Here is a 24,686-nt window from a genome sequence, read left to right on the forward strand (position 1 = left end):
CCGCGCCTCAGCGCGACCGGCGTGGTGCGCGCTCGGCGTCGCGCGGCGGCCCTTGCGGACGGCGCGGGCGGTCGAAGGCCGGCGTGTGGCGCGGCGGCGGTGCCTGGCGCGCGCGCTCCTCGGCCTCGCCGCGCGCGATCTCGAGCAGGCCGTCGAGCTCGTCGACCGGCACGCCCTTCAGCGCGCAGAAATTCGCCTTCGTCAGCGTCGTCGTCTGGAAGTCGTGCAGCAGGCCGGCACGGTTGCGGCGCTGCTGCTCTTCGAGCTCGCGGCGAGACTGCTGGCTTTCGCGGCGGCGCGCGAGCTCGTCGAGCGCGACCTGGCGGTGTTCGGCGCTGATCTCGCCAGCGGGCTGGCCGTCCAGATCGAAACGGTGCGCCGCCTTCGACACCGCGATCAGGTACGAGGTGCTGCCGGTGTGGCGCCGGAAGAACGCCGACAGCGCCTGCTTCGAGAAGCGGCCCGGCGCGCGCTCCTGGATATCGACCTGGATGCGCAGCTTCAACGGCTTGACCGCCCCGCCGAACAGCGCCGGGAACAGTTGCTTCAGCAGCTGTGCACACTCGGCGGGGTTCATCGGCGCGGTGGCCGGCGCGGTGGCCGGTGCTGCAGCCGGCGCGGCGGCTTCGGTTGTCGACGGCGGCGGCGGTGTGGTCTCGGACATGGAACGGGGGCGAAGGCGTGGAAGGGCTGGATTGTGCTTGCAATTTCGCCGTGCACCCCGATTTCCGAAGCCTGTGAGGAGATGACTCGTGGGTGCAACGGACGCTTTCCTGCTCGACGCCTATTCGCAAACCGTCAGCGACGTGGTCGAGCGTCTCGGGCCCAGCGTGGCCGCGGTCCAGGTCGGTGCGGCCGGCGGCGGTTCGGGCTTCCTGTTCACGCCCGACGGCTACCTGCTCAGCAACTCGCACGTCGTGCGTGCCGGCAAGGCAGCGTTCGCGCCGGGCGAGTCGAAGCCGAGCTACCGCGTCTCGCTGGCCGATGCGCGCGAATACCACGCGCGCTGGGTCGGCGACGACCCCGACACCGACCTCGCGGTGCTGCACATCGACGGCCTCTCGCAAGGCGCGCTGACGCACGCCCCGCTGGGCACGTCGGTCGGCCTGAAGCGCGGCGAGATCGCGATCGCGATCGGCAACCCGCTCGGCTACGAGCACACCGCGACCTCGGGCATCGTCAGCGCACTCGGGCGCAGCATGCGCACGAGCACGGGCCGGCTGATCCCGAACGTGATCCAGACCGACGCGGCGCTGAATCCCGGCAACTCCGGCGGGCCGCTGCTGAATGCGCGCGGCGAGGTGATCGGCGTCAACACCGCGATCATCCGCGGCGCGAATTCGATCTGCTTCGCGGTCGCGATCGACATCGCGACCTGGGTCATCCCGCAGCTGCTGCAGCACGGCCGCGTGCGCCGTGGGCACCTGGGCGTCGGCGGCAGCACGGCGCCGCTGCACCGGCGCGTGATGCTGGCGCACGGCCTCGCGCAGAAGAGCGGCGTGCGCGTGCTGCAGGTCGAGGCCGGCAGCCCCGCCGATCGGGCGGGAGTGCGCGAAGGCGACGTGATCGTCGGGCTCGACGGCGTCGACATCGACTCGGTCGACCGCCTGCACCAGACGCTCGACGCGAGCCGCATCCAGCACGATTGCGCGCTGAAGCTGTTGCGCGGCACACTCTCGCCGCAGCCGCTGTACCTGCAGCTGCGGCCGACCGAGCGCCTCGCTGCGGTATGAACCGAGAGATTTTCCGATGAGCATCACTGTTCGCCGCGACGGCCGCACCGGCCTGCGGCACACCGTCAGCCTGCGCGATCACACCCTCATTGCCGACGAACAGGCCGGCGTCGGCGGCACCGACGCCGGCCCGTCGCCGCACGACCTGTACGACAGCGCGCTCGGTGCCTGCAAGGCGCTGACCATGCTCTGGTACGCGAAGAAGAAGGGCATCCCGCTCGAGGACATCGAGGTCGTGGTCGACCGCGACGACAGCGACGAGCGCAAGGGCATCTACCGGCTCAAGGCTTCGATCCGGTTGACCGGTGCGCTCAGCGACGCGCAGCGCGAAGAGCTGCTCGCGGTCGCCGGCAAGTGCCCGGTGCACAAGCTGATGACGAGCGCGACGACCGAGGTCGAGACCGTCTGGCTGCTGTGACCACCGCGACGCGCTGACCTCAGGCGTCGCTGCGCAGCCTGAAGCGCTGCAGCTTGCCGGTCTCGGTGCGCGGCAGGCTGCTGCGGAACTCGATCGCGCGCGGGTACTTGTAGGGCGCGACCGCGGCCTTCACGAAATCCTGCAGCGCACGCACGGTCGCCGCGTCGGGCGACTGGCCTTCGCGCAGCACGACGAAGGCCTTGACGATCTGACCGCGCTCCGCGTCGGGCACGCCGATCACCGCGCATTCGGCAACGCCGGGATGCGTCAGCAGCACGTCTTCGACCTCGGGCGCGGCGATGTTGTAGCCCGACGAGATGATCATGTCGTCGGTGCGCGACTGGTAGACGAAGTAACCGTCGGCGTCCTGCAGATACGCATCGCCGGTGTAGTTCCAGCCGCCGCTGACGTAGTTCGCCTGGCGCGCATCGTCGAGGTAGCGGCAGCCGGTCGGGCCCTTCACCGCGAGCCGGCCGATCGTGCCGGGCGGCACCGGGCGACCTTGGGCGTCCATCACGCAGGCGCGATAACCGGGGACCGCGACGCCGGTCGCGCCGGGCCGCGCGTTCGCTTCGTCGGCCGAGACGAAGATGTGCAGCATCTCGGTCGCGCCGATGCCGTCGATGATCTCGATGCCGGTCGCGTCGAGCCAGAGCTTGCGGGTCGCGGCCGGCAGCGCCTCGCCGGCCGCGACGCACTTGCGCAGCGAGCCGCCGAGCGGCGCCGCGATGCGGCGCTCGCGCGCGCCGGCGGCCATCGCGCGGTACGAGGTCGGCGCGGTGAAGAGCACGGTCGCGCCGAAGCGGCCGATCGCGTCGAGCAGGTCCGGCGGCGAAGCCTTCTCGAGCAGCACGGTCGATGCGCCGACACTCATCGGGAACAGCGTCAGCCCGCCCAGGCCGAAGGTGAACGCGAGCGGCGGGCTGCCGATGAAGACGTCGTCGGCTGTGGCGCGCAGCACGTGCGGCGGGAAACAGGCGCAGGCGGCCATCACGTCGCGATGGAAGTGCATCGTCGCCTTCGGCTGGCCGGTCGTGCCGGAGGTGAACGCGAGCAGGCAGGTGTCGTCGGCCGCGGTCGGGACGTTGTCGAAGTGCTGCGCATGCCGTGCCATGCGCGCTTCGAGCCCGTCGGGTGCGGCGGCATCGCCGAAGCACAGCGTGTGCGCGAGCACCGGCCGCTGCGCCGCCGCGGCGTCGAGCTCGGCGCGCAGCGCGGCATCACACAGCGCGTGCGTGACGCGGCCCTTCTCGATGATCTGGCCGAGCTCCTTCGCGCGCAGCAACGGCATCGTCGCGACCGCGATCGCGCCGGCCTTCATCACCGCGAACCAGCACGCGACCAGCATCGGCTTGTTCGCCGCGCGCAGCAGCACACGGTTGCCGGGCACGAGGCCGAGCTCGTCGACCAGCACGTGCGCGATCCGGTTCGCGTGGCGCTGCAGGTCGGCGTAACTCCATTCCAGGCCGCCGGGCGCGCGCAGGCAGACGCGCTCGCCGCGGCCCTCGGCGATGTGGCGATCGAGCAATTCGCTCGCGCAGTTCAGTGTTGCGGGAAACTGCAGCTCCGGCAGCTCGAAGATGAACTCCGGCTGCTGGTCGGCCGGCGGCAGGTGATCGCGTGCGAAGGTGTCGATGTGCGCGCTGCCGGCCATGCCGCTTTCCTCCTGGTCAGAACGCTGCGATGCCGGTGATCGCGCGCCCGAGGATCAGCGCGTGCACGTCGTGCGTGCCTTCGTAGGTGTTGACCACCTCGAGGTTCACCAGGTGCCGCGCGATGCCGAACTCGTCGCTGATGCCGTTGCCGCCGAGCATGTCGCGCGCGACGCGCGCGATGTCCAGACTCTTGCCGCAGGAGTTGCGCTTCATGATCGACGTGATCTCGACCGCGGCGATGCCCTCGTCCTTCATCCGCCCGAGGCGCAGGCAGCCTTGCAGGCCGAGCGTGATCTCGGTCTGCATGTCGGCGAGCTTCTTCTGCACCAGCTGGTTCGCGGCGAGCGGCTTGCCGAACTGCTTGCGGTCGAGCGTGTACTGGCGCGCGCGGTGGAAGCAGTCCTCGGCGGCGCCGAGCGCCCCCCACGCGATGCCGTAGCGCGCGCTGTTCAGGCAGGTGAACGGGCCCTTCAGGCCGCGCACCTCGGGGAAGGCGTTCTCTTCGGGACAGAACACGTTGTCCATCACGATCTCGCCGGTGATCGAAGCGCGCAGCCCCACTTTGCCGTGGATGGCGGGCGCGCTCAGGCCCTTGGCACCCTTGTCGAGGATGAAGCCGCGGATCGCGCCCTCGTCGTCCTTGGCCCAGACGACGAACACGTCGGCGATCGGGCTGTTGGTGATCCACATCTTCGCGCCGCTGAGCGCATAGCCGCCCGCCACCTTCTTCGCGCGCGTGACCATGCTGCCCGGGTCGGAGCCGTGGTCGGGCTCGGTCAGGCCGAAGCAGCCGATCCACTCGCCGCGCGCCAGCTTCGGCAGGTACTTCTGCTTCTGCGCCTCGGTGCCGAACTCGTTGATCGGCACCATCACCAGCGAGCTCTGCACGCTCATCATCGAGCGGTAGCCGGAGTCGACCCGCTCGACCTCGCGGGCGACGAGGCCGTAGCAGACGTAGTTCAGCGCCGCGCCGCCGTAGGCCTCGGGGATCGTCGCGCCGAGCAGGCCGAGCTCGCCCATCTCGCGGAAGATCGCCGGATCGGTCGTGCCGTCGCGGAAGGCCATCGTCACGCGCGGCGCGAGGCGCTCCTGGCAGTACGCGGCGGCCGCATCGCGCACCGCGCGTTCGTCGTCGCTGAGCTGCAGGTCGAGCAGCAGCGGGTCGTCCCAGTGGAAGGAGGCTTTGGTCTTGGCCATGATCGGGCGGCTCCGGTGAAGTGATCCTGAAAGAATACGCGAGGCGCGTCTCAGGCCGGCGGAATGACCGCGGTCGCCTCGATCTCGACCTTCGCGCGGTCTTCCATCAGCGCCCTGACCTCGACCGCGCTCATCGCGGCGTTGTACGAGCCGATGACTTCGCGATAGGCCTGGCCGACGGCGCGCCCGGCGGCGAGGTACTCGCGCTTGTCGGTCACATACCAGGTCATGCGCACGATGTGTTCGGGGCGGCCGCCGGCCTCGGCCAGCACCGCGACGATGTGCTGCAGCGCCTGGCGCGCCTGGGCGGCGAAGTCGTCGCTGTGGAACACGCCGTGCGCGTCCCAGCCGATCATCCCCGCAATGAACACCTGGCGGCCGGTCGCGGCGACGCCGTTCGCATATCCCTTCGGGCGCGGCCAGCCTTCGGGCAGCAATACTTGCATGGTCATCAGCCTTTCGATGCTCGATCAGATGATTGCGCGCGCAGGTCTTTCAGCAGTTCGCGCGCGATGATCAGCTGCTGCACCTCGCTCGCGCCTTCGTAGATGCGCAGCGCGCGGATCTCGCGGTAGAGCTGCTCGACCGGCTGGCCGCTCTCGACGCCGCGCCCGCCCCAGATCTGCACCGCGGCGTCGATCACCTGCTGCGCCCCTTCGGTCGCGGCGAGCTTGGCCATCGCGGCCTCGCGCGTCACTCCGCGCCCCTGGTCGCGCTGCCATGCCGCGCGGTAGGTCAGCAGCGCGGCGCTGTCGATCGTCGTCGCCATCTGCGCCAGCTTGGCCTGCGTCAGCTGGAAGTCGGCGAGCACGCCGTCGAACATCCGGCGCGTCGTCGCGCGCTGCAAGGCTTCGTCGAGCGCGCGGCGCGCGAAGCCGAGCGCCGCCGCGGCGACCGAGGTGCGGAACACGTCGAGCGTGCGCATCGCGACCTTGAAGCCTTCGCCCGGCGCGCCGATGCGCTGGCTCAGCGGCACGCGGCAGTTCGTGAAGCGCAGGCGCGCTAGCGGGTGCGGCGCGATCACGTCGATGCGCTCGGCGATCTCGAGGCCCGGCGTGTCGGCATCGACGATGAACGCGGAGATGCCGCGCGAGCCCGGCGCCTCGCCCGCGGCCCCGCCCCGGGGTCGCACACTCGAGTCCTGCGCGAAGACGACATAGAAGTCGGCGATGCCGCCGTTCGAGATCCAGGTCTTCTCGCCGTCGAGCACCGCTTCGTCGCCTTCGATGCGCGCCGCACAGGCCAGTGCCGCGACATCCGAGCCGGCATCGGGTTCGGACAACGCGAACGCGGCGATCGCCTCGCCGCGTGCGACGCGTGGCAAGTAGCGCCGCTTCTGTTCGGGCGTGCCGTCGAGACTGATCGCGCCCGAGCCCAGCCCCTGCATCGCGAACGCGAAATCGGCCAGCCCCGCGTGGCGCGCCAGCGTCTCGCGGATCAGGCAGATCGCACGCGTGTCGATCTGTTCGGCCGCGCCGCCATGCGCGGTCCCGCCGACCGCGTGGCGCAGCCAGCCGCCCTGCCCGAGCCGGCGCACCAGCGCGCGACACTGCGCGTCGACGTCGCTGCCATGCGCCGCGTCGACATGCTCGCGCGCCCACGCATCGAGCTGCTGGGCAAGCGCGCGATGCCGGTCTTCGAAGAACGGCCAGTCGAGGTAGCGGGTGTCGGCCATCTCAGTACCGCCCGGCCGCCCGAAGGGACTGAGACACCCCCTCGGGGGGCAGCAAACGAAGTGAGCGTGGGGGTTTCATCCTAGTTGCCCTCGAAGCGGGGACGATCCTTTGCGACGAACGCGTGATACGCGCGCGAAAAGTCTTCGGTCAGCATGCAGATCGCCTGTGCCTGCGCCTCGGCCTCGATCGCCTGCTCGATCGTCATGGCCCATTCCTGGTGCAGCATCATCTTCGTGATGCCGTTCGCAAATGTCGGGCCGGCCGCGAGCTCGCGTGCCAGCGCCAGCGCATCGGCGGCGAGCGCGTCGGGCGCGCAGAGCCGGTTGAAGAAGCCCCAGCGCTCGCCCTCCTCGCCGCCCATCGAACGGCCGGTGTACAGCAGCTCGCTCGCGCGGCCCTGCCCGATCAGGCGGGGCAGGATTGCGCAGGCGCCCATGTCGCAGCCGGCCAGGCCGACGCGGTTGAACAGGAATGCGGTCTTGCTGCGCGGCGTGCCGAGCCGCAGGTCCGAGGCCATCGCGACGATCGCGCCGGCCCCGGCGCAGATGCCGTCGACCGCCGCGACGATCGGCTGCGGACACGCCCGCATCGCCTTCACGAGGTCGCCGGTCATGCGCGTGAACATCAGCAGCTCGGGCGCCTTCAGGCGCACCAGCGGGCCGATGATCTCGTGCACGTCGCCGCCGGAGCAGAAGTTGCCGCCGGCGCCGACCAGCACGATCGCGTGCACGTCGGTCGCATGCTTCAGCGCGCCGAACAGGTCGCGCAGCTCGGCGTACGAGTCGAAGGTCAGCGGGTTCTTGCGCTCCGGGCGGTTCAGCGTGATCGTCGCGACGCCCTCGCTCGCCTGCCAGCCGAAGTGGGTCGCGCGGTAGTCGGCCAGCGTTCGCCGGTTGCCGGCGGCGAGCGCCGGGTCGACGCGGGTGGGCGTGTTCATCGGGTCTTCTCCTCGGGAGAGGTTTCGTTGCGGACGAGCTGCACGCGCAGCGCGCCGAGATGGGTGTAGAGCTGCTGCACGGTCTTCGCGTCGAGCCCGGCGAAGAGCGCGAGGATCCACTCCTCGTGCGCCTGCGCCATCGCCTCGAAGGCGCGCCGGCCTTTCGGCGTCAGGCGCACGATCCAGGCGCGGCGATCCTCGGGGCTGGCCTCGCGCACGACCATGCCGTCGCGCTCGAGCTCGTCGGTCAGGCCGGTGACGTTGCCGCCGGTCACCATCAGGTAGCGCGACAGCGCGCGCATCTTCAGCCCTTGCCGGTAGCGGAAGAGCTGCGCCATGTAGTCGAAGCGCGCCAGCGAGATGCCGAAGCGCTCGCGCAGCCGCGTGCGGATCTCGGCCTCGATCTGCGTCGTGCTCGCGAGCATGCGCAGCCACAGCTTCAGCGCCGCATGGTCGTCGCTGCCGGCGCGGGCCTCGACGCCGAGTTCCTGCGCTTCGCTGAGCAGCGCGTGGGAGGCGTCGTGCTGTTTCATCGCCATGCCACTCAGACGCCGAGCGCCCGGTTCGCCTGCTCGAGCGCCGACGTGCCGCCGCCCAGCGCGGCCGCCGCGCGCTCGCGCTCGAGATTGCGTTCGAGCTGCGACTTGGCGGCGCGGTACTGCTTCGGCCACTCGATCCCGGTGTAGCCGATCTTGGCCGACTCGAGCAGCGTCCACGCGGGATTGGCGAGGTGCGGGCGCGCGATCGCGCACAGGTCGGCGCGGCCTGCGGCGATGATGCTGTTGACGTGGTCGGCCTCGGAGATCGCACCGACCGCGATCGTCGCGATGCCGGCCTCGTTGCGCACGCGGTCGGCGAACGGCGTCTGGAACATGCGACCGAAGACCGGCTGCTCGCGCTTGCTGACCTGGCCCGACGAACAGTCGATCAGGTCGGCGCCCGCGGCCTTGAAGGCGCGTGCGATCTCGACCGCGTCGTCGGGCGTGATGCCGCCGTCGACCCAGTCGTGTGCCGAGATGCGCACCGACATCGGCAGATCGTGCGGCCACACCGCGCGCACCGCGGCGAACACCTCGAGCGGGTAGCGCAGGCGGTTCGCGAGCGTGCCGCCGCAGTCGTCGCTGCGCTGGTTCGTCAGCGGCGAGATGAACGACGAGAGCAGGTAGCCGTGTGCGCAGTGCAGCTCGAGCCAGTCGAAGCCGGCCTCGGCGGCGTAGCGCGCGGCGCGGACGAAATCGTCGCGCACGCGGTCCATGTCGGCGCGGCTCATCGCGTGCGACCAGTCGCTGACGCCGTCGACGTACTGCTGCGGCGAGGCCGAGAGCAGCGGCCAGTTGCCGGAGTCGAGCGGCTGGTCGATGCCGTCCCAGGCGACGCGCGTCGAGCCCTTCGCGCCGGCGTGGCCGAGCTGGATCGCGATCTTCGCGTCGGTGTTCCGGTGCACGAAGTCGACGACGCGCTTCCAGCCGTCGCGTTGCGCCGCGTTCCACAACCCCGGGCAGCCCGGCGTGATGCGCGCATCGGGCGACGTGCAGGTCATCTCGGCGACGACCATGCCGGCGCCGCCCATCGCGCGCGCGCCGAGGTGCACGAGGTGGTAGTCGGCCGGCAGGCCGTCGACGCACGAGTACTGGGCCATCGGCGAGACGACGATGCGGTTCTTCAGCGTCACGCCGCGCGCGCTGAACGGCGTGAACATCGGCGGCACCGGGCCGTGGCCCAGGCCGCGCGGCGCGCCGGCGCGCTGCGCGATCCAGTCTTCGTAGCCTTCGACGTAGCCGCGGTCGCGCAGGCGCAGGTTCTCGTGGCTGATGCGCTGGCTGCGCGTCAGCAGCGAGTATGCGAACTGCTCGGGCGGCAGGTTCACGTAGCGGTCGACATGCTCGAACCACTCGGTCGAGTTGCGCGCGGCGTTCTGAATGCGCAGCACCTCGATGCTGCGCAGGTCTTCGTAGTGCTGCAGCGCCGCCGGCAGGTCGCCGGGATGCGCGGCGATTGAGCGCGCGAGTTCGATCGAATCCTCCAGCGCGAGCTTGGTGCCCGAGCCGATCGAGAAGTGCGCGGTGTGCGCGGCGTCGCCCATCAGCACGACCGGCTGGCGGCGGTCCGCCCCGTCGCCGTTGTAGTGAACCCAGCGCTCGCAGACGACGCGCGGGAACTTGATCCATTGCGCGGAGCCGCGCAGGTGGCTCGCGTTCGAGATCAGCGCGTGGCCGTCGAGGTGCTTCGCGAACAGCTTCTCGCAGAACGCGATCGCGTCGTCCTTCTCCATCCGGTCGAGCCCGGACTTCAGCCAGACGCTTTCGGGGGTCTCGATGATGAAGGTCGAGGTCGTGTCGTCGAAACGGTAGGCGTGGGCCTGGAACCAGCCGTGCTCGGTCTCTTCGAACGCGAACGTGAAGGCCTCGAACAGCCGGGTCGTGCCGAGCCAGACGAAGCGGCACAGGCGGGTGTCGATGTCGGGCCGGTAGGTGGCCGCGTGGCGCGCGCGGATGCGGCTGTTCAGTCCGTCGCTGGCGATGATCAGGTCGGCCTGCGGATAGGTATCGTCGCCCTGCACGTCGGTCTCGAACACCAGCTTCACGCCGACCTGCTCGCAGCGTGCCTGCAGGATGTTCAGCAGCCGCTTGCGGCCGATGCCGCAGAAGCCGTGGCCGCCGGAGCGGATCTTGTGGCCGCGGATGTTCACCTCGATGTCGTCCCAGTGGTTGAAGGCATCGAGGATCTGCGCCGCGCTGACCGGGTCGGCGGCCTGCAGGTTGCCCAAGGTCTGGTCGGAGAAGACGACGCCCCAGCCGAAGGTGTCGTAGGGCCGGTTGCGCTCGACGACCGTGACCTCGTGCGTCGGGTTCTGCTGCTTCATCAACAGCGCGAAATAGAGCCCCGACGGGCCGCCGCCGATGCAGACGATGTTCATGCGGTCTCCGGAGGTGCGCCGCGCGCCTTGCTGACAACTGAATGGTTCACTTCTAAAGTATTTTGGCGGGCCGCCGCCGGCTTGTCAAGCGCGCCGCGGTCGGACCCCGGCGCGACGATCCGGCGCTGTAGGACGGGACGCCACCCGCGGATGCGCCCGCGGCTCACACGGCCGTGCGCCTTCGGCGCGTTCCGCGCGACAAGGCGCCCGCATAAGGTCGGGTCACCCATGCAACCATGGAGACCACCATGACACTTGGCACCATCCTCCTGATCCTCCTGATCCTGCTGCTGATCGGTGCGCTCCCCACGTGGGGGTACAGCAGTTCCTGGGGTTATGCACCGAGCGGTGGGCTGGGCCTGGTCCTGATCATCGTGATCGCACTGCTCGTGATGGGTCGAATTTGACGCCGACCGGCACGCCGCTCCCCGGCGCGTCCACGCTGGCGCGCGCTATGCTTGGTGCGCAAGCCGCCGTTCGGGCGGCGTTCCCCCTGCACCTCGCCCATGACATTGCGCCAGCCCTCGCTCACACCCTCTCGCGCGGCACCTGCCGCGCCGGCCGCGACCGATGAAGATTGCATCCTGGTCCTGCAGGGCGGTGGCGCACTCGGCGCCTACCAGGCCGGGGTGTTCGAGTCGCTCGCCACGGTCTACCGCGAGCCGAACTGGCTCGCCGGAATCTCGATCGGCGCGATCAACGCGGCGCTGATCGCCGGCAACGCGGCTTCGACGCGCGTCGCGCGGCTGCGCGAATTCTGGGATCTGGTCAGCTCGGCGCTGCCCGCGCCGCTGATCTCCGCCGATCCGTACGGCCGAGAGGGGCTGAACGAGGCGAGCGCCAACCAGGTGATGTGGTTTGGCGTGCCGGGCTTCTTCAGGCCGCGGTTTCCGCCGGCACCGTTCCAGGCGCGCGGTTCGCTGCAGGCGATCAGCTACTACGACACGACGCCGCTGCGCGAGACGCTCGAGCGCCTGGTCGACTTCGACCGCATCAATGCCGGGCCGCTGCGGCTCTCGGTCGGCGCGGTCAACGTGCGCACCGGCAACTTCGCTTATTTCGATTCGGCCAAGCAGCGCATCGACGCCCGCCACGTGATGGCGAGCGGCGCGCTGCCGCCCGGCTTCGCGCCGATCGAGATCGACGGCGAGCACTACTGGGACGGCGGGCTGGTCTCGAACACCCCGCTGCAGTACGTGCTCGACCAGCCCGGCAAGCGGCGCCGCGTCGTGTTCCAGGTCGACCTGTTCGCCGCACTCGGCGCGCTGCCGACGACGCTGGCCGAAGTGACCGAGCGCGAGAAGGACATCCGCTTCTCGAGCCGCACGCGCCTGAACACCACCAACGAACTCGATCGCCAGGTGGTCGCGCAGGCCGCCAGGCGGCTGCGCGCGAAGCTGCCGCCCGCGTGGCGCGAGGACCCCGACCTGCAGGCGCTGTCGAATGTGCGCTGCGAGAGCGCGGTCGATGTCGTGCACCTGATCTACCGCAGCAAGCATTACGAGAGCCAGTCGAAGGATTACGAGTTCTCGCGCCTGTCGATGCGCGAGCACTGGGATGCCGGCCGCACCGACATGTCGCACACGCTGCACGATCCGCGCTGGCTCGAACGCGAGCGCAGCGCGACCGGCGTGAACGTGTTCGACCTGACCTCGGACAGCCCGTCGTCCACCTGACATCCATTTGTTCTCAACCTCACCGGAAACACATCCATGAAGCTCCAAGACAAGGTCTGCATCGTCACGGGCGCCGCCAGCGGCATCGGCAAGGAGATCGCGCTGACCTGTGCGCGCGAAGGCGGCAAGGTCGTGATCGCCGACATGAACAAGGCGGCGGCCCAGCAGGCCGCCGACGAAATCGTCAAGGCCGGCGGCACCGCGATGGCGGTCGCGATGGACGTGACCAGCGAAGAGCAGGTCGACGCGGCGGTCGCCGAAGCCGTCGCGGCCTACGGTGGGGTCGACGTGCTGGTCAGCAACGCCGGCATCCAGATCGTCCACCCGGTCGAGGAGTTCCCGTTCGCCGACTGGAAGAAGATGCTCGCGATCCACCTTGACGGCGCGTTCCTGACGACCAAGGCGGTCATGCCGCACATGCAGAAGTCCGGCAAGGGCGGCAGCATCATCTACATGGGCTCGGTGCACTCGAAGGAAGCCTCGGTGCTGAAGTCGGCCTACGTGACCGCCAAGCACGGCCTGATCGGGCTGTGCAAGACGGTCGCGAAGGAAGGCGGCAAGCACAAGATCCGCGCGAACGTGATCTGCCCGGGCTTCGTGCGCACGCCGCTGGTCGACAAGCAGATCCCCGAACAGGCGCAGGCGCTGGGCATCAGCGAGGACGACGTGATCAAGAAGGTGATGCTGAAGGAAACGGTCGACGGCGAGTTCACGACCGTGCAGGACGTCGCCGAGGTCGCGCTGCTCTTCGCCGGGTTCGAGTCGAACGCGCTGACCGGCCAGTCGCTCGTCGTCAGCCACGGCTGGTTCATGCAGTAGGCGCAGTGATTCGCCGCGGGGGCTTTGCATCGTGATCCACTGGCTGCGCGGCCCGGACGAGCCCTTCCCGCCGACCGGCCTGGCACTGCCGCCCGGCAGCGACGCGCCGGGCCTGCTCGCCGCCGGCGGCCACCCGACGCCGCAGCGCCTCGCCGAGGCCTACGCGCACGGCATCTTCCCGTGGTACAGCGAGGGCCAGCCGGTGCTGTGGTGGTCGCCCGACCCGCGCATGGCGCTGCTGACCGACGAGTTCCGCCTGTCGCGCTCGCTGCGCAAGACGGTGCGCCGCTTCGCCGCCGACGCGAGGTGCGAGCTGCGCATCGACAGCGCCTTCCGCCGCGTCATCACCGCCTGCGCGACGACGCCGCGCGACGGGCAGGACGGCACCTGGATCGTGCCCGAGATGATCGAGGCCTACTGCGAATGGCACGCGCTCGGCCACGCGCACAGCTTCGAGACCTGGATCGACGGCGAGCTCGTCGGCGGCCTGTACGGGATCGGCCTGGGGCGCATGTTCTTCGGCGAGTCGATGTTCGCGCGCCGCACCGATGCCTCGAAGATCGCGTTCGCGGCACTCGTGTGCTTCTGCCGCGCGCACCGGGTGCCGATGATCGACTGCCAGCAGCACACCAGCCACCTCGCCTCGATGGGCGCGCGCGAGCTGCGCCGCGACGAGTTCGAAGCCCGGCTGACCCTCAGCCTGGGGGAACCGCCGATCATCGATTGGTCCTATGATTTGTCCATGTGGCGGCACCTGGATGCGCATCCGGGCGGCGCCGTCGCCAAGGATGCCGGCCCGTGACCCACCCGAAGGAACTCCCGCTCGCGTCGCTGCAGTTCTATGCGACGGCGCCCTATCCCTGCAGCTACATCGAAGGGCGCATGGCGCGCTCGCAGGTGGCCACGCCCAGCCACCTGATCCACGCCGATGCCTACTCGGGCCTGGTCGCGAACGGCTTCCGACGCAGCGGCATGTTCACGTACCGGCCGTATTGCGACGGCTGCAAGGCCTGCATGCCGCTGCGCATCCCGGTCGCGCGCTTCGAGCCGACGCGCAGCCAGCGCCGCGCGGCCAAGGCGCACGCGAACCTCGAAGCCCGCGTGCTGCGCCTGTGCTTCGTGCCCGAGCACTACCAGCTCTACCTGCGCTACCAGGCCGGCCGGCATGTCGGCGGCGGCATGGACCATGACAGCGTCGACCAGTACACCCAGTTCCTGCTGCAAAGCCGCGTGAACTCGCGCCTGGTCGAGTTCCGCGCGCCGTCGGCCGAGGGCGGCCCGGGCGTGCTGAAGATGGTCTCGATCCTCGACGTGCTGAACGACGGCCTGTCGGCCGTCTACACCTTCTACGAGCCCGAACCGCACACCAGCTACGGCACCTACAACGTGATGTGGCAGATCGAGCAGACGCGGCTGCTGAAGCTGCCGCATGTCTACCTCGGCTACTGGATCGGCCAGAGCGGCAAGATGGCCTACAAGTCGCAGTTCCGGCCGCACGAGCTGCTGATCAACGGCGCGTGGCAGGAGCCGCCCGCCGGGACCCTGACGCGCGCTACCTCGTCAGACGGCTGAGCACCTCGTCGGCCAGCGCGAGGCTGGCCGTGAGGCCGGGCGACTCGATGCCGTACAGGTTCATCAGCCCGCCGATGCCGTGGTCGTCGGGGCCTTGCAGAACGAAGTCCTGCTGCGCCGCACCCTGTGCCTGCAGCTTCGGCCGCACGCCGCTGTAGGCCGGCTGCAGCGCACCGTCCGGCAGCCCGGCCCAGTAGCTGCGGATCGCCGCCTCGAAGCCGGCCGCACGCTGCGCGTCGACGCGGTAGTCGATCGCATCGGGCGTCGCCGGCGCGATCCATTCGACATCCGGACCGAAGCGCGCCTGGCCGGCCAGATCGAGCGTCAGGTGCACGCCCAGCCCGGCCTCTTCGGGAATCGGGTAGATCAGGTGCGAGAACGGCGCGCGACCGGTCAGCGCGAAGTAGTTGCCCTTCGCGTAGCGCGCTTGCGGCAGCGCCTGCGCGGCGAGGCCGTCGATCGCCGCCGCGACCGACGGCGCCCACAGCCCGGCCGCGTTCACGACGATCGTCGCGGCCAGCTCCATCGGCGCCGCGCCGCCGACCGTGACGACATGCCCCTTGCCTCGGCTGTCGACCGACAGCACCGGCGACAGCACGGCCAGCGCGCCGCCGCTCGCCTCCAGATCGCCCTGCAACGCGAGCATCAGGCCGTGGCTGTCGACGATGCCGGTCGATGGCGAATGGAGTGCCGCGACCGCGTTCAGCGCGGGCTCCATCGCACGCAGCTGGGCCGCGTCGAGCGCGCGCAGGTCGTGCACGCCGTTGCGCGCCGCCTGGGCCTGGATCTGCGCGAGCCTGGCGCGCTGCGCTTCGCGGGTCGCGACCAGCAGCTTGCCGCAGCGCCGGTGCCCGACGCCGTGCGACCCGCAGAACGCGTACAGCTGCTCGCGGCCTGCCACGCACAACCGCGCCTTCAGCGAGCCGGCCGGGTAGTAGATGCCGGCGTGGATGACCTCGCTGTTGCGCGAGCTCGTGCCGGTGCCGATCGCGTTGGCGCGTTCGAGCACCACGGTCTCCCGCCCACTGCGCGCCAGCGCGCGGCCGACCGCCAGGCCGACGACGCCGGCGCCGATCACGATCGCATCGACACGGTCCATCGGCAGAGTCTAGGCTGACACCGCTTGACGAATTCCTATATTTCCAATAATGTCGAATCATGGAAGAGAAAACCGCCGTCGCCTCGCTTGCCGCACTGGCCCAGGACATGCGCCTGCGCGTTTTCCGCGCGCTGGTCGGCGCCGCACCGCAAGGCATGACGCCCGGCGAACTGTCGGCGATGCTCGGCGTGCCGGGCTCGACCTTGTCGTTCCACCTGAAGGAGCTGATGCATGCGGGCCTCGTGTCGCAGGAGCGCGAGGGCCGCAACCTGATCTACCGCCCGTCGATCGAGCAGATGAACGATCTGCTCGCGTACCTCACCGCCCACTGCTGCCAGGGCGCGGCCTGCGACGTCGCCGCAACGCGTGGCTGCACCACCTGCTGAATCGGAGAACACCATGAAGCGCTTCCATGTGCACCTGCATGTCGATGACCTGGCCCGCAGCATCGGGTTCTATTCGAAACTGTTCGCCGCCGAGCCGGCGCGCGTCGAGAGCGACTATGCGAAGTGGATGGTCGAAGACCCCCCGGTCAACTTCGCGATCTCCACGCGCGGTGCGCAGCCGGGCATCGATCACCTCGGCATCCAGACCGACGATGCGGCGCAGCTGGCGGCGCTGAAGGCACGCGCCGAAGCCGCCGATCTGGCGGTGCACGACGAAGGCGAGACGACCTGCTGCTACGCCCGCAGCGAGAAGCACTGGGTGACCGATCCGCAGGGCATCGCGTGGGAGCACTTCCACACGCTGGGCAACATCCCGGCGTTCCACGAAACCACGGCGGCGCCGGCCGCGGCCGCGTCCGCCTGCTGCGCCTCGGGGTGTGGGAACCGATGACCACGAACGTCCTGATCCTGTGCACCCACAACTCGGCGCGCAGCGTGCTCGCCGAGGGGATGCTGAATGCACTCGCCGCGCGCCTGGGCCGCGACGTGCGCCGCTTCAGTGCCGGCAGCGCGCCGAGCGGCCGCGTCAACCCGTTCGCGCTCGAGGCGCTCGCCGATGCGGACGTCGATACCCGCGCCTTTCGCAGCAAGCGCTGGGACGAGTTCGCAGCCGCCGGCGCGCCCGAGATGCGCATCGTCATCACCGTGTGCGACAGCGCCGCGCAAGAGACCTGCCCGTACTGGCCCGGCAGCCCGGTGCGGACGCACTGGGGCTACCCGGACCCTTCCAGCGCGCCCGGCGGCGACGCGGGCAAGCGGCAGGCTTTCGAGCTGACCCGCCAGGCCATCGGCTATCGCATGCTGCAGTTGCTGCAACTGCCGCTCGAGACGATGGACGACGCCGAACTGCAGCGCGCCTTGACCGCGATCGCGCAACGCTGAGCATGATCGATCTGCGCCGCAAGCTCCTCGCCGAAGCCCTCGGCACCGCGCTGCTGCTCGCGGTCGTGATCGGCTCGGGCGTCATGGCCGAGCGCCTGTCGGCGGGGAACGCCGCGATCGCGCTGCTCGCCAACACGCTGGCGACCGTCGGCGGGCTTTACGTGCTGATCGAGGTGTTCGGCCCGGTCAGCGGTGCGCACTTCAATCCGGCCGTCAGCGCCGTGATGGCGCTGCGCGGGGAGCTTCCCCGCATCGCGCTCGCCCCGTACATCCTCGCGCAACTCGTCGGCGCGATGCTCGGCGCCTGGCTGGCGCATGCGATGTTCGACATGACGATGCTGCAGTTCTCGACCCATGTGCGCAGCGGCATCGGGCCATGGATCGCCGAGGCGGTGGCCACCGCGGGCCTGCTGCTGGTGATCCTGCGCGCGCCCGACGGCCGGGCGGCCGCGATGGTCGCGAGCTACATCGGCGCGGCGTACTGGTTCACCTCGTCGACCTCGTTCGCGAACCCGGCCGCCGCGTTCGGGCGCATGTTCTCGGACAGCTTCGCCGGCATCGCGCCGGGCAGCGTGCCCGGCTTCGTCGTTTCGCAATTCGTCGGCGCGCTGGTCGGCCTGGGCATCCACCAGGCCCTCGGTCGACCGAAAATCGGCCATCCCAATGTCGTCGAATCATCCGGCGAGGCCGAAAATGCCGAGCTCGAGCGCCATGTCCATTCTTGATCTGAGCCTGCCCAACGTCGACACGACGCTGTTCGACGCGCCGACCGGCGCGCGCCTGGCCGGCGCCGGCGCATCGGCGCACGCACCGCGCTTCCTGCTGCTCTACGGTTCGCTGCGCGAACGTTCGTACAGCAAGCTGCTGACGCTCGAAGCGGCCCGCCTGCTGCTCGCGATGGGCGGCGACGTGCGCATCTTCGACCCCGCCGGCCTGCCCTTGCCCGATGCCGCGCCGGAGACACACCCCAAGGTGCAGGAACTGCGCGAAGCCGCGACCTGGGCCGAGGGCATGGTCTGGACCTCGCCCGAGCGCCACGGCGCGATGAGCGGCATCATGAAGGCGCAGATCGACTGGATCCCGTTGAGCATTGGCGCCGTGCGGCCGACGCAGGGCAAGACACTCGCGGTGATGGAAGTCTCGGGCGGTTCGCAGTCGTTCAACGCCGTCAACCAGCTGCGCGTGCTCGGCCGCTGGATGCGCATGATCACGATCCCGAACCAGTCGTCGGTCGCGAAAGCCTACCTGGAGTTCGACGAGGCCGGGCGCATGAAGCCCTCGGCGTACTACGAACGCGTCGTCGACGTGATGGAAGAGCTGATGAAGTTCACGCTGCTGACGCGCGATGTCGCGCCCTACCTGGTCGACCGCTACAGCGAGCGCCGCGAGAGCGCCGGCGAACTGGCCAAGCGGGTCAACCAGCGCTCGACTTGAACGCGCGGGCGCGGCGCGCCGGAACTCGACCCGGCCGCGCCCGTCATACGCTGCGTTGGCCCCCACGCAGATGCGCATGACGAATCCGAGCGCTCGACCTGACCGATCAGCCGGCGCGATCAGCCGCCGCCGCTGGCTGGGTGGCTCCGCCCGCGCCGTCATCGTCGCGGGCCTGCCATGGCCGGCCCTGGCCGCGGCGGCGGCCCCGGAAACCGTGCTGACCCGGCGCATCCCTTCGAGCGGCGAGGCGCTGCCGCTGGTCGGCCTCGGCAGCTGGATCACGTTCAACGTCGGCAACGACGGCGTCGCACGCGACGCCTGCGCCGAAGTCGTTCGCGCGTTCTTCGCGGACGGCGGCCGGCTGATCGACAGCTCGCCGATGTACGGCTCGTCGCAGCCGACGATCGGCCACGCATTGGCGCGGCTCGGGCGCCCGGCCGCGCTGTTCTCGGCCGAGAAGGTGTGGACCGGCGACGCGGCGCGCGGCGCCGCGCAGATCGAGGCCTCGCGCGCTTTCTGGGGCGTTCCGCGCTTCGACCTGCTGCAGGTGCACAACCTGCTGGCCTGGGCCGAGCACCTGCCGCGGCTGTTCGAGATGAAGGCCGCCGGGCGGCTGCGCCATGTCGGCATCACGACCTCCGAGGGCCGGCGTCACGCCGAGGTCGAGCACGTCATGCGGACGCAGCCGATCGACTTCGTGCAGGTCACCTACAACCTGCTCGACCGCGAGGTCGAGCAGCGCATCCTGCCGCTCGCGCAGCAGCGCGGCATCGCGGTGATCGTCAACCGGCCGTTCCGCGAAGGCGCGTTGCTCGAGGCGCTGCGCGCCCACCGCCTGCCGGGCTGGGCTGCCGAGATCGACGCCGACAGCTGGGCGCAGGTGGCGCTGAAGTTCATCGTTTCGCACCCGGCCGTGACCTGCGCGATCCCGGCGACCAGCCAGGTCGCCCATGTGCGTCAGAACATGGGCGCGGCGCGCGGCCAGCTGCCGGATGCAGCGCTGCGGGCGCGCATGGCCGCGACGGTCGCCGCGCTGTGATGCGAGGCGCCATCGGCCACGACAGCGCAGGCGCCCGATGAACGAGTGGTGGAGCTACCGCCCGTCCGACTTTCTGATGTTCGCGCCGCGCACGTACTGGCGCCTGTTCGAGCTGCACAACGAGGCCTGGTGGCCCGCGCCCTGGCTGCTGCCGCTGGCGGGCATCGCAGCGATCGTGTGTCTGCTGCGCTGGCGCCTGCCGGCGCTGCGCGCGCTGATCGGCGTGCTCGCGGCGGTCTGGGCCTTCGTCGCCTGGGCGTTCCTGCTGCAACGCTACGCGCCGATCAACTGGGCCGCGCAGGCGTTCGCGCTCGGGTTCTTCGTGCAGGCGTTCGGCCTGGCCGCGCTGGCGACGCGACCCGACCTGCGCGTCGCACCGCAACGCGGCCGCCGCATCGCTGGCCTGTTGCTGTGCGCCTTCGGACTGATCGGCCACCCGCTGCTGGTAGCGGCCGCCGGCCGACCCTGGACGCAGGCCGAGGTCTTCGGCCTGGCCCCCGATCCGACGGTGATCGCGACGCTCGGGGTCATGCTGTGGGTCCAGCCGGCGGCGCCCGCCCGGCTGACGCGCATCCTGCTCGCCGCGCTGTGGACCCTGGCGCTGGCCTGGTGCGCGATCAGCGCGATGACGCTGTGGACGATGGGATCGCCGCAAGCCTGGGTGCTGCCGGCGCTCGTGGCCCTGGCGCTCGGCATGCCTTCAGCTTGGCGACGCGATGCAGAGACGGGCTGAAATTCGGTCCCGTCGTGCCTTGCTCGCGCGCAGCGAGAATTCGTCCACCCCGACGGGGAAAATGACGAATCGAAGGCAGCCCCATGGCGAATGCAGAATCGCACGCGGAAATCAACCCATTGACCACGTTGGAAAATCTCCCCGGGCCGGCCGTCGTTTCGGCGCCCCTGACCCAGCACACGCCCATGATGCAGCAGTACCTGCGCATCAAGGCCGACTTCCCCGAGACGCTCGTGTTCTATCGCATGGGCGATTTCTACGAGCTCTTCTACGACGACGCGCGCAAGGCGAATCGCCTGCTCGACATCACGCTGACCTCGCGCGGCAACAGCGGCGGCGAACCGGTCGCGATGGCCGGCGTGCCGGTGCATTCGGTCGAAGGCTACCTCGCGAAGCTGATCCGGATGGGCGAGGCGGTCGCGATCTGCGAGCAGGTCGGCGATGTCGCCACCGCGAAAGGGCCGGTCGAGCGCAAGGTCGTGCGCGTCGTCACGCCGGGCACGGTGACCGACACCGAGCTGCTCGCCGACAAGCGCGATGCGCTGCTGCTCGCGGTCTCGAAGCAGGGCAAGGGCTTCGGTCTCGCCTGGCTCGCGCTGACCAGCGGCGAGCTCGGCCTGAGCGAATGCGCCGAGGCCGAGCTCGGGTCGTGGCTCGCGCGGCTCGCGCCGGCCGAGGTGCTGGTCGATCGCGATCACGTTCCGGTGGTCATCCAGCAGGCGCGCGTCACGGTCACGCACCGCCCGGCCTGGCAGTTCGACGCGGCGCTCGGCCTGCGCAAACTGTGCGAGCAGCTGCGGGTCGCGAGCCTGGCCGGCTTCGACGCGCAGGACCTGCGCGCGGCCCACGCCGCGGCCGCCGCGCTGCTGAGCTTCGCCGAGCACACGCAGGGCCAGGCGCTCGCCCATGTGCGCGCGCTCAGCGTGCAGCGCGCCAGCGACCTGCTGACCCTGCCGCCGACGACGCACCGCAATCTCGAGCTGACACAGACGCTGCGCGGCGAGGATGCGCCGACGCTGCTGTCGCTGCTCGACAGCTGCCGCACCGGCATGGGCTCGCGCACGCTGCGCCACTGGCTCACGCACCCACAGCGCGAACGCCGCGCCGCGATCCAGCGCCATGACGCGATCGATGCGCTGCACACCGCGCAGCTCGACGCGCTGCGCGATGCGCTGCGCGGCATCAGCGACGTCGAGCGCATCACCGCGCGCCTCGCGCTGCGCCAGGTGCGCCCGCGCGAGCTGACCGGCCTGCGCGCGACCCTGCATGCGCTGCCGGCACTGCGCGAGCACGTGCCGCTCGGCGAGGCGACGTTGCTCGACATGCTCGGCGAGGCGCTGACGCCACCCGACGCGATCCTCGCACGGCTCGGCGCCGCGATCGCCGACGAGCCCGCGGTGCTGCTGCGCGACGGCGGCGTGATCGCGCCGGGCTTCGATGCCGAGCTCGACGAACTGCGCGGCATCGGCCAGAACTGCGACGCGTTCCTGCTCGCGCTCGAGGCGCGCGAACGTGCGCGCACCGGCATCGCGAACCTGCGCGTGCAGTTCAACAAGGTGCATGGCTTCTACATCGAGGTCACGCAGGGCCAGGCCGCGAAGGTGCCGGCCGACTACCAGCGCCGCCAGACCTTGAAGAACGCCGAGCGCTTCATCACGCCGGAGCTGAAGACTTTCGAGGACAAGGCCCTGTCCGCGCAAGACCGTGCGCTGGCGCGCGAGAAGCTGCTGTACGAGCAGTTGCTCGACGGGTTGCAGGCGCACATCGAGCCGCTCTCGGCGCTGGCGCGCGCGCTCGCGAGCCTCGATGTGCTGGCGGCGCTGTCCGAGCGCGCGTTGACGCTGAACTGGTGCCGGCCCGAGTTCGCGCGCGAGCCCTGCATCCGCATCGAGGCCGGCCGGCACCCGGTCGTCGAGGCGCGGCTGCTCGAGACCACCGGCGCCAACTTCATCGCCAACGACTGCAAGCTCGACGCGGCGCAGAAGATGCTCGTGATCACCGGCCCGAACATGGGCGGCAAGAGCACCTTCATGCGCCAGGTCGCGCTGATCGCCCTGCTCGCCGCGATCGGCTCGTTCGTGCCGGCGCGCGCCTGCCGGCTCGGGCCGATCGATGCGATCCACACCCGCATCGGCGCGGCCGACGACCTCGCGAACGCGCAATCGACCTTCATGCTCGAGATGACCGAGGCCGCCGCGATCATCCACGGCGCGACCGAGCATTCGCTGGTGCTGATGGACGAGATCGGGCGCGGCACCTCGACTTTCGACGGCCTCGCGCTGGCCAGCGCGATCGCGACGCACCTGGTCGAGCGCACGCGCGCGTTCACGCTGTTCGCGACGCATTACTTCGAGCTCACCGAGCTGCCCGCCAAGCACGAGCGCGCGCTGAACATGCATGTCTCGGCGGCCGAGACGCACGCCAGCGGCGGCGACGAGATCGTGTTCCTGCACGAGCTGCAGCCCGGGCCGGCGAGCCGCAGCTATGGCGTGCAGGTCGCGCGCCTCGCCGGCATGCCCGCGAGCCTGCTGCGCCAGGCGCGCGCCACGCTCGAGGCGCTCGAGGCCAGCAAGCACGCCGCCGATGCGCAGATCGACCTGTTCGCCGCGCCGCCGCCGGCGCCACCGCGCGAAGCCTCGCCGCTCGATGCCGCGCTCGCCGCGCTCGACCCCGATATGCTCTCGCCCAAGGAAGCGCTGGCCGCGCTCTACGAACTGAAGTCTCTCCAAGGAAAATCCGAATGACTTATTGCGTAGGCATCAAGCTCGATGCCGGACTGGTGTTCATGTCCGACTCGCGCACCAATGCCGGGCTCGACCAGATCAGCACCTACCGCAAGATGATGGTGTACGAGAAGCCGGGCGACCGCTTCATGGTGATGCTCTCGGCCGGCAACCTGTCGATCAGCCAGTCGGTGCGCGAGATCCTGCAGGTCGAGAAGATCGAGGACCGCGACGGCTCGCCGGTCACGATCTGGAACGCCAAGAGCATGTTCGACGCCGTGCGCGTGCTCGGCGCCGCGGTGCGCCGCGTGCACGACCAGGACGGCGCGGCGCTCGCGACGGCCGGTGTCGACTTCAACGCGTCGATGATCTTCGGCGGCCAGATCAAGGGCGAGGCGATGCGGCTGTTCCTCGTCTACTCGGCCGGCAACTTCATCGAGGCGACGCGCGAGACCTGCTACTTCCAGGTCGGCGAATCGAAGTACGGCAAGCCCGTATTGGACCGCATGGTCACGCCGGCAACAAAGCTCGACGAAGCCGCCAAGTGCGCGCTCGTGTCGATGGATTCGACGCTCAAGTCGAACCTGTCGGTCGGCTTGCCGCTCGACCTGCTGGTCTACGAGGCGCACAAGCTGCAGACCGATCAGATCGTCTGCATCGACGAGCACAACCCGTACTTCCAGATGATCCGTGGCAACTGGGGGCTGAAGCTGCGCGAGGTGTTCGAGTCGCTCGAAGACCCGCAGTGGGGCGCCGGGCCGACCACCGTGCCGCTGTGCGTGCCGTCGCCGCGCTACGAGCCGATGAAGAAGATCACGCACCCGGGCGAGAAGATCGTCTGATGACGCAGGCCGTGCCGCCGCGCACCATTGTTTTCTCGCACGCGAACGGCTTTCCCGCCGGCACCTACCGGCTGATCTTCGAGGCCTGGCGCGAAGCCGGCTTCACGGTCCATGCGATCGAGAAGTACGGCCACGACCCGCGCTTTCCGGTCACGAGCAACTGGCCGCATCTGCGCGAGCAGCTGGTCCACTTCATCGAGCACGAGGTCGGCGGCCCGGCGTTCCTGGTCGGCCATTCGCTCGGCGGCTACCTGAGCCTGATGGCAGCGTCGCGCCGGCCCGATCTGGCCGCCGGTCTGGTGATGCTCGACTCGCCGCTCCTCGCCGGCTGGAAGGCCCGCGCGGTGCAGGTCGCGAAGGCCTCCGGCATCGGCGAGCGCTTCTCGCCCGGGCATGTGTCGAAGCGCCGGCGCCAGCAATGGGACAGCGCCGACGCGGCGTTCGAGCACTTCGCCGCGAAGCCGGCGTTCGCGCGCTGGGCGCCGGGCATGCTGCGCGACTACATCGCCAGCGGCACTGAAAACCACGGCAAGCTGCGCCGGCTGGCGTTCCATCGCGATGTCGAGACCGCGATCTACAACACGCTGCCGCACCAGCTCGCGCGGGTGCTGCGTGCGCACCCGCTGCAATGCCCGGCGGCATTCGTGCGCGGCACCGACTCGGAGGAGGTGCGCCGCGTCGGCCTGCGCGCGACCGAACGGCTCGTCGGGCACGCGCCGCAGGGCCGGCTCGTCGCGATCGAAGGCTCGCACCTGTTTCCGCTCGAACGCCCGGTGGAAACGGCCGCCTGCGTCTTGAAACTGATCGAATCCATGCCCAGGACGGCCTAGACGCGACGCCTATAATCGCGCTTTACCACCAGAGCATTTGTGTCAAACAAGTGCTGCA

Annotated in this window: 26 protein-coding genes; 17 read left to right on the forward strand and 9 right to left on the reverse strand. The window is 70.1% G+C overall.

The features are described from left to right. Positions 1 to 7: 7 nt before the first annotated feature. The gene (locus tag AC1DTW_RS26670; RefSeq protein WP_477984797.1) at positions 8 to 664 is read right to left on the reverse strand and encodes a ProQ/FINO family protein; all 657 of its coding nucleotides are present in this window, start codon (positions 662 to 664) and stop codon (positions 8 to 10) included. An 88-nt stretch (positions 665 to 752) separates the two neighbouring features. Here AC1DTW_RS26670 and AC1DTW_RS26675 point away from each other — a divergent pair, with 88 nt between their 5' ends. Beyond that, positions 753 to 1,733, forward strand: a complete 981-nt coding sequence (locus tag AC1DTW_RS26675) for a S1C family serine protease (protein ID WP_477984799.1) — start codon at positions 753 to 755, stop codon at positions 1,731 to 1,733. A gap of 16 nt (positions 1,734 to 1,749) precedes the next feature. Beyond that, on the forward strand, positions 1,750 to 2,151 hold the full coding sequence (locus AC1DTW_RS26680) for an OsmC family protein (protein WP_477984801.1): 402 nt from the start codon (positions 1,750 to 1,752) through the stop codon (positions 2,149 to 2,151). Positions 2,152 to 2,170: 19 nt separating this feature from the next. Here the strand turns inward: AC1DTW_RS26680 and AC1DTW_RS26685 are convergent, their stop codons facing one another. The 7 genes from AC1DTW_RS26685 to AC1DTW_RS26715 form a co-directional block, all read right to left on the reverse strand. Then, on the reverse strand, positions 2,171 to 3,805 hold the full coding sequence (locus tag AC1DTW_RS26685) for an AMP-binding protein (RefSeq protein ID WP_477984803.1): 1,635 nt from the start codon (positions 3,803 to 3,805) through the stop codon (positions 2,171 to 2,173). Between the two features lie 16 nt (positions 3,806 to 3,821). Next, positions 3,822 to 5,003, reverse strand: a complete 1,182-nt coding sequence (locus tag AC1DTW_RS26690; RefSeq protein WP_477984805.1) for an acyl-CoA dehydrogenase — start codon at positions 5,001 to 5,003, stop codon at positions 3,822 to 3,824. Between the two features lie 50 nt (positions 5,004 to 5,053). Continuing rightward, positions 5,054 to 5,449: a RidA family protein gene (locus AC1DTW_RS26695; RefSeq protein ID WP_477984807.1), complete on the reverse strand. Its 396-nt coding sequence runs from the start codon at positions 5,447 to 5,449 to the stop codon at positions 5,054 to 5,056. Between the two features lie 5 nt (positions 5,450 to 5,454). Beyond that, entirely contained in the window at positions 5,455 to 6,678 is a 1,224-nt protein-coding gene (locus AC1DTW_RS26700) for an acyl-CoA dehydrogenase family protein (protein ID WP_477984809.1), read from the reverse strand. Positions 6,679 to 6,758: 80 nt separating this feature from the next. Continuing rightward, positions 6,759 to 7,616, reverse strand: coding sequence for an enoyl-CoA hydratase family protein (locus AC1DTW_RS26705; RefSeq protein ID WP_477984811.1), 858 nt, complete (start codon positions 7,614 to 7,616; stop codon positions 6,759 to 6,761). After that, complete coding sequence (locus AC1DTW_RS26710) at positions 7,613 to 8,149, reverse strand: MarR family winged helix-turn-helix transcriptional regulator (RefSeq protein WP_477984813.1); 537 nt, start codon at positions 8,147 to 8,149, stop codon at positions 7,613 to 7,615. The genes AC1DTW_RS26705 and AC1DTW_RS26710 overlap by 4 nt, the downstream gene beginning before the upstream one ends. Before the next feature lie 11 nt (positions 8,150 to 8,160). Continuing rightward, on the reverse strand, positions 8,161 to 10,533 hold the full coding sequence (locus tag AC1DTW_RS26715; protein ID WP_477984815.1) for a bifunctional salicylyl-CoA 5-hydroxylase/oxidoreductase: 2,373 nt from the start codon (positions 10,531 to 10,533) through the stop codon (positions 8,161 to 8,163). Positions 10,534 to 10,781: 248 nt separating this feature from the next. Here AC1DTW_RS26715 and AC1DTW_RS26720 point away from each other — a divergent pair, with 248 nt between their 5' ends. The 5 genes from AC1DTW_RS26720 to AC1DTW_RS26740 all read left to right on the forward strand — a co-directional run bounded on the left by AC1DTW_RS26720 (position 10,782) and on the right by AC1DTW_RS26740 (position 14,600). Further along, positions 10,782 to 10,940: a DUF3309 domain-containing protein gene (locus tag AC1DTW_RS26720; protein WP_477984817.1), complete on the forward strand. Its 159-nt coding sequence runs from the start codon at positions 10,782 to 10,784 to the stop codon at positions 10,938 to 10,940. Positions 10,941 to 11,039: 99 nt separating this feature from the next. Continuing rightward, a complete protein-coding gene (locus AC1DTW_RS26725) occupies positions 11,040 to 12,209 on the forward strand; it encodes a patatin-like phospholipase family protein (protein ID WP_477984819.1) in 1,170 nt (389 codons plus the stop codon). A 36-nt stretch (positions 12,210 to 12,245) separates the two neighbouring features. Next, positions 12,246 to 13,028, forward strand: a complete 783-nt coding sequence (locus AC1DTW_RS26730; protein ID WP_477984821.1) for a 3-hydroxybutyrate dehydrogenase — start codon at positions 12,246 to 12,248, stop codon at positions 13,026 to 13,028. A 31-nt stretch (positions 13,029 to 13,059) separates the two neighbouring features. Then, positions 13,060 to 13,830 (forward strand): leucyl/phenylalanyl-tRNA--protein transferase, encoded by a 771-nt coding sequence (gene aat / locus AC1DTW_RS26735; protein ID WP_477984823.1) that lies wholly within the window; start codon positions 13,060 to 13,062, stop codon positions 13,828 to 13,830. After that, positions 13,827 to 14,600, forward strand: coding sequence for an arginyltransferase (locus AC1DTW_RS26740; protein WP_477984825.1), 774 nt, complete (start codon positions 13,827 to 13,829; stop codon positions 14,598 to 14,600). The genes aat and AC1DTW_RS26740 overlap by 4 nt, the downstream gene beginning before the upstream one ends. Here AC1DTW_RS26740 and AC1DTW_RS26745 read toward each other — a convergent pair. Further along, complete coding sequence (locus AC1DTW_RS26745) at positions 14,581 to 15,699, reverse strand: NAD(P)/FAD-dependent oxidoreductase (protein ID WP_477984827.1); 1,119 nt, start codon at positions 15,697 to 15,699, stop codon at positions 14,581 to 14,583. The genes AC1DTW_RS26740 and AC1DTW_RS26745 overlap by 20 nt on opposite strands. A 59-nt stretch (positions 15,700 to 15,758) precedes the next feature. Between AC1DTW_RS26745 and AC1DTW_RS26750 the strand changes: the two genes are divergently transcribed. The 10 genes from AC1DTW_RS26750 to AC1DTW_RS26795 all read left to right on the forward strand — a co-directional run bounded on the left by AC1DTW_RS26750 (position 15,759) and on the right by AC1DTW_RS26795 (position 24,628). Next, positions 15,759 to 16,085, forward strand: a complete 327-nt coding sequence (locus AC1DTW_RS26750) for an ArsR/SmtB family transcription factor (RefSeq protein WP_477984829.1) — start codon at positions 15,759 to 15,761, stop codon at positions 16,083 to 16,085. Positions 16,086 to 16,098: 13 nt separating this feature from the next. Then, entirely contained in the window at positions 16,099 to 16,536 is a 438-nt protein-coding gene (locus tag AC1DTW_RS26755; RefSeq protein WP_477984831.1) for an ArsI/CadI family heavy metal resistance metalloenzyme, read from the forward strand. Then, complete coding sequence (locus AC1DTW_RS26760; RefSeq protein ID WP_477984833.1) at positions 16,533 to 17,027, forward strand: arsenate reductase ArsC; 495 nt, start codon at positions 16,533 to 16,535, stop codon at positions 17,025 to 17,027. The genes AC1DTW_RS26755 and AC1DTW_RS26760 overlap by 4 nt, the downstream gene beginning before the upstream one ends. Positions 17,028 to 17,029: 2 nt before the next feature. After that, positions 17,030 to 17,752, forward strand: a complete 723-nt coding sequence (locus tag AC1DTW_RS26765) for an aquaporin (protein ID WP_477984835.1) — start codon at positions 17,030 to 17,032, stop codon at positions 17,750 to 17,752. Further along, positions 17,739 to 18,461, forward strand: a complete 723-nt coding sequence (gene arsH / locus AC1DTW_RS26770) for an arsenical resistance protein ArsH (RefSeq protein ID WP_477984837.1) — start codon at positions 17,739 to 17,741, stop codon at positions 18,459 to 18,461. The genes AC1DTW_RS26765 and arsH overlap by 14 nt, the downstream gene beginning before the upstream one ends. A 76-nt stretch (positions 18,462 to 18,537) precedes the next feature. Beyond that, on the forward strand, positions 18,538 to 19,500 hold the full coding sequence (locus AC1DTW_RS26775; protein WP_477984839.1) for an aldo/keto reductase: 963 nt from the start codon (positions 18,538 to 18,540) through the stop codon (positions 19,498 to 19,500). A 37-nt stretch (positions 19,501 to 19,537) separates the two neighbouring features. Beyond that, on the forward strand, positions 19,538 to 20,233 hold the full coding sequence (locus AC1DTW_RS26780; protein WP_477984841.1) for a DUF6064 family protein: 696 nt from the start codon (positions 19,538 to 19,540) through the stop codon (positions 20,231 to 20,233). A gap of 185 nt (positions 20,234 to 20,418) precedes the next feature. Then, positions 20,419 to 22,977 carry a DNA mismatch repair protein MutS gene (mutS, locus tag AC1DTW_RS26785; RefSeq protein ID WP_477984863.1) on the forward strand — a complete coding sequence of 853 codons (2,559 nt, stop codon included), beginning with the start codon at positions 20,419 to 20,421 and terminating at the stop codon, positions 22,975 to 22,977. Continuing rightward, positions 22,974 to 23,798, forward strand: a complete 825-nt coding sequence (locus AC1DTW_RS26790) for a proteasome-type protease (RefSeq protein WP_477984843.1) — start codon at positions 22,974 to 22,976, stop codon at positions 23,796 to 23,798. The genes mutS and AC1DTW_RS26790 overlap by 4 nt, the downstream gene beginning before the upstream one ends. Beyond that, positions 23,798 to 24,628, forward strand: coding sequence for an alpha/beta fold hydrolase (locus tag AC1DTW_RS26795; protein WP_477984845.1), 831 nt, complete (start codon positions 23,798 to 23,800; stop codon positions 24,626 to 24,628). Before AC1DTW_RS26790 ends, AC1DTW_RS26795 begins: the two co-directional genes overlap by 1 nt. The last annotated feature ends 58 nt before the right edge of the window (positions 24,629 to 24,686 follow it).

The organism is Rhizobacter sp. P5_A1, from assembly GCF_056400745.1.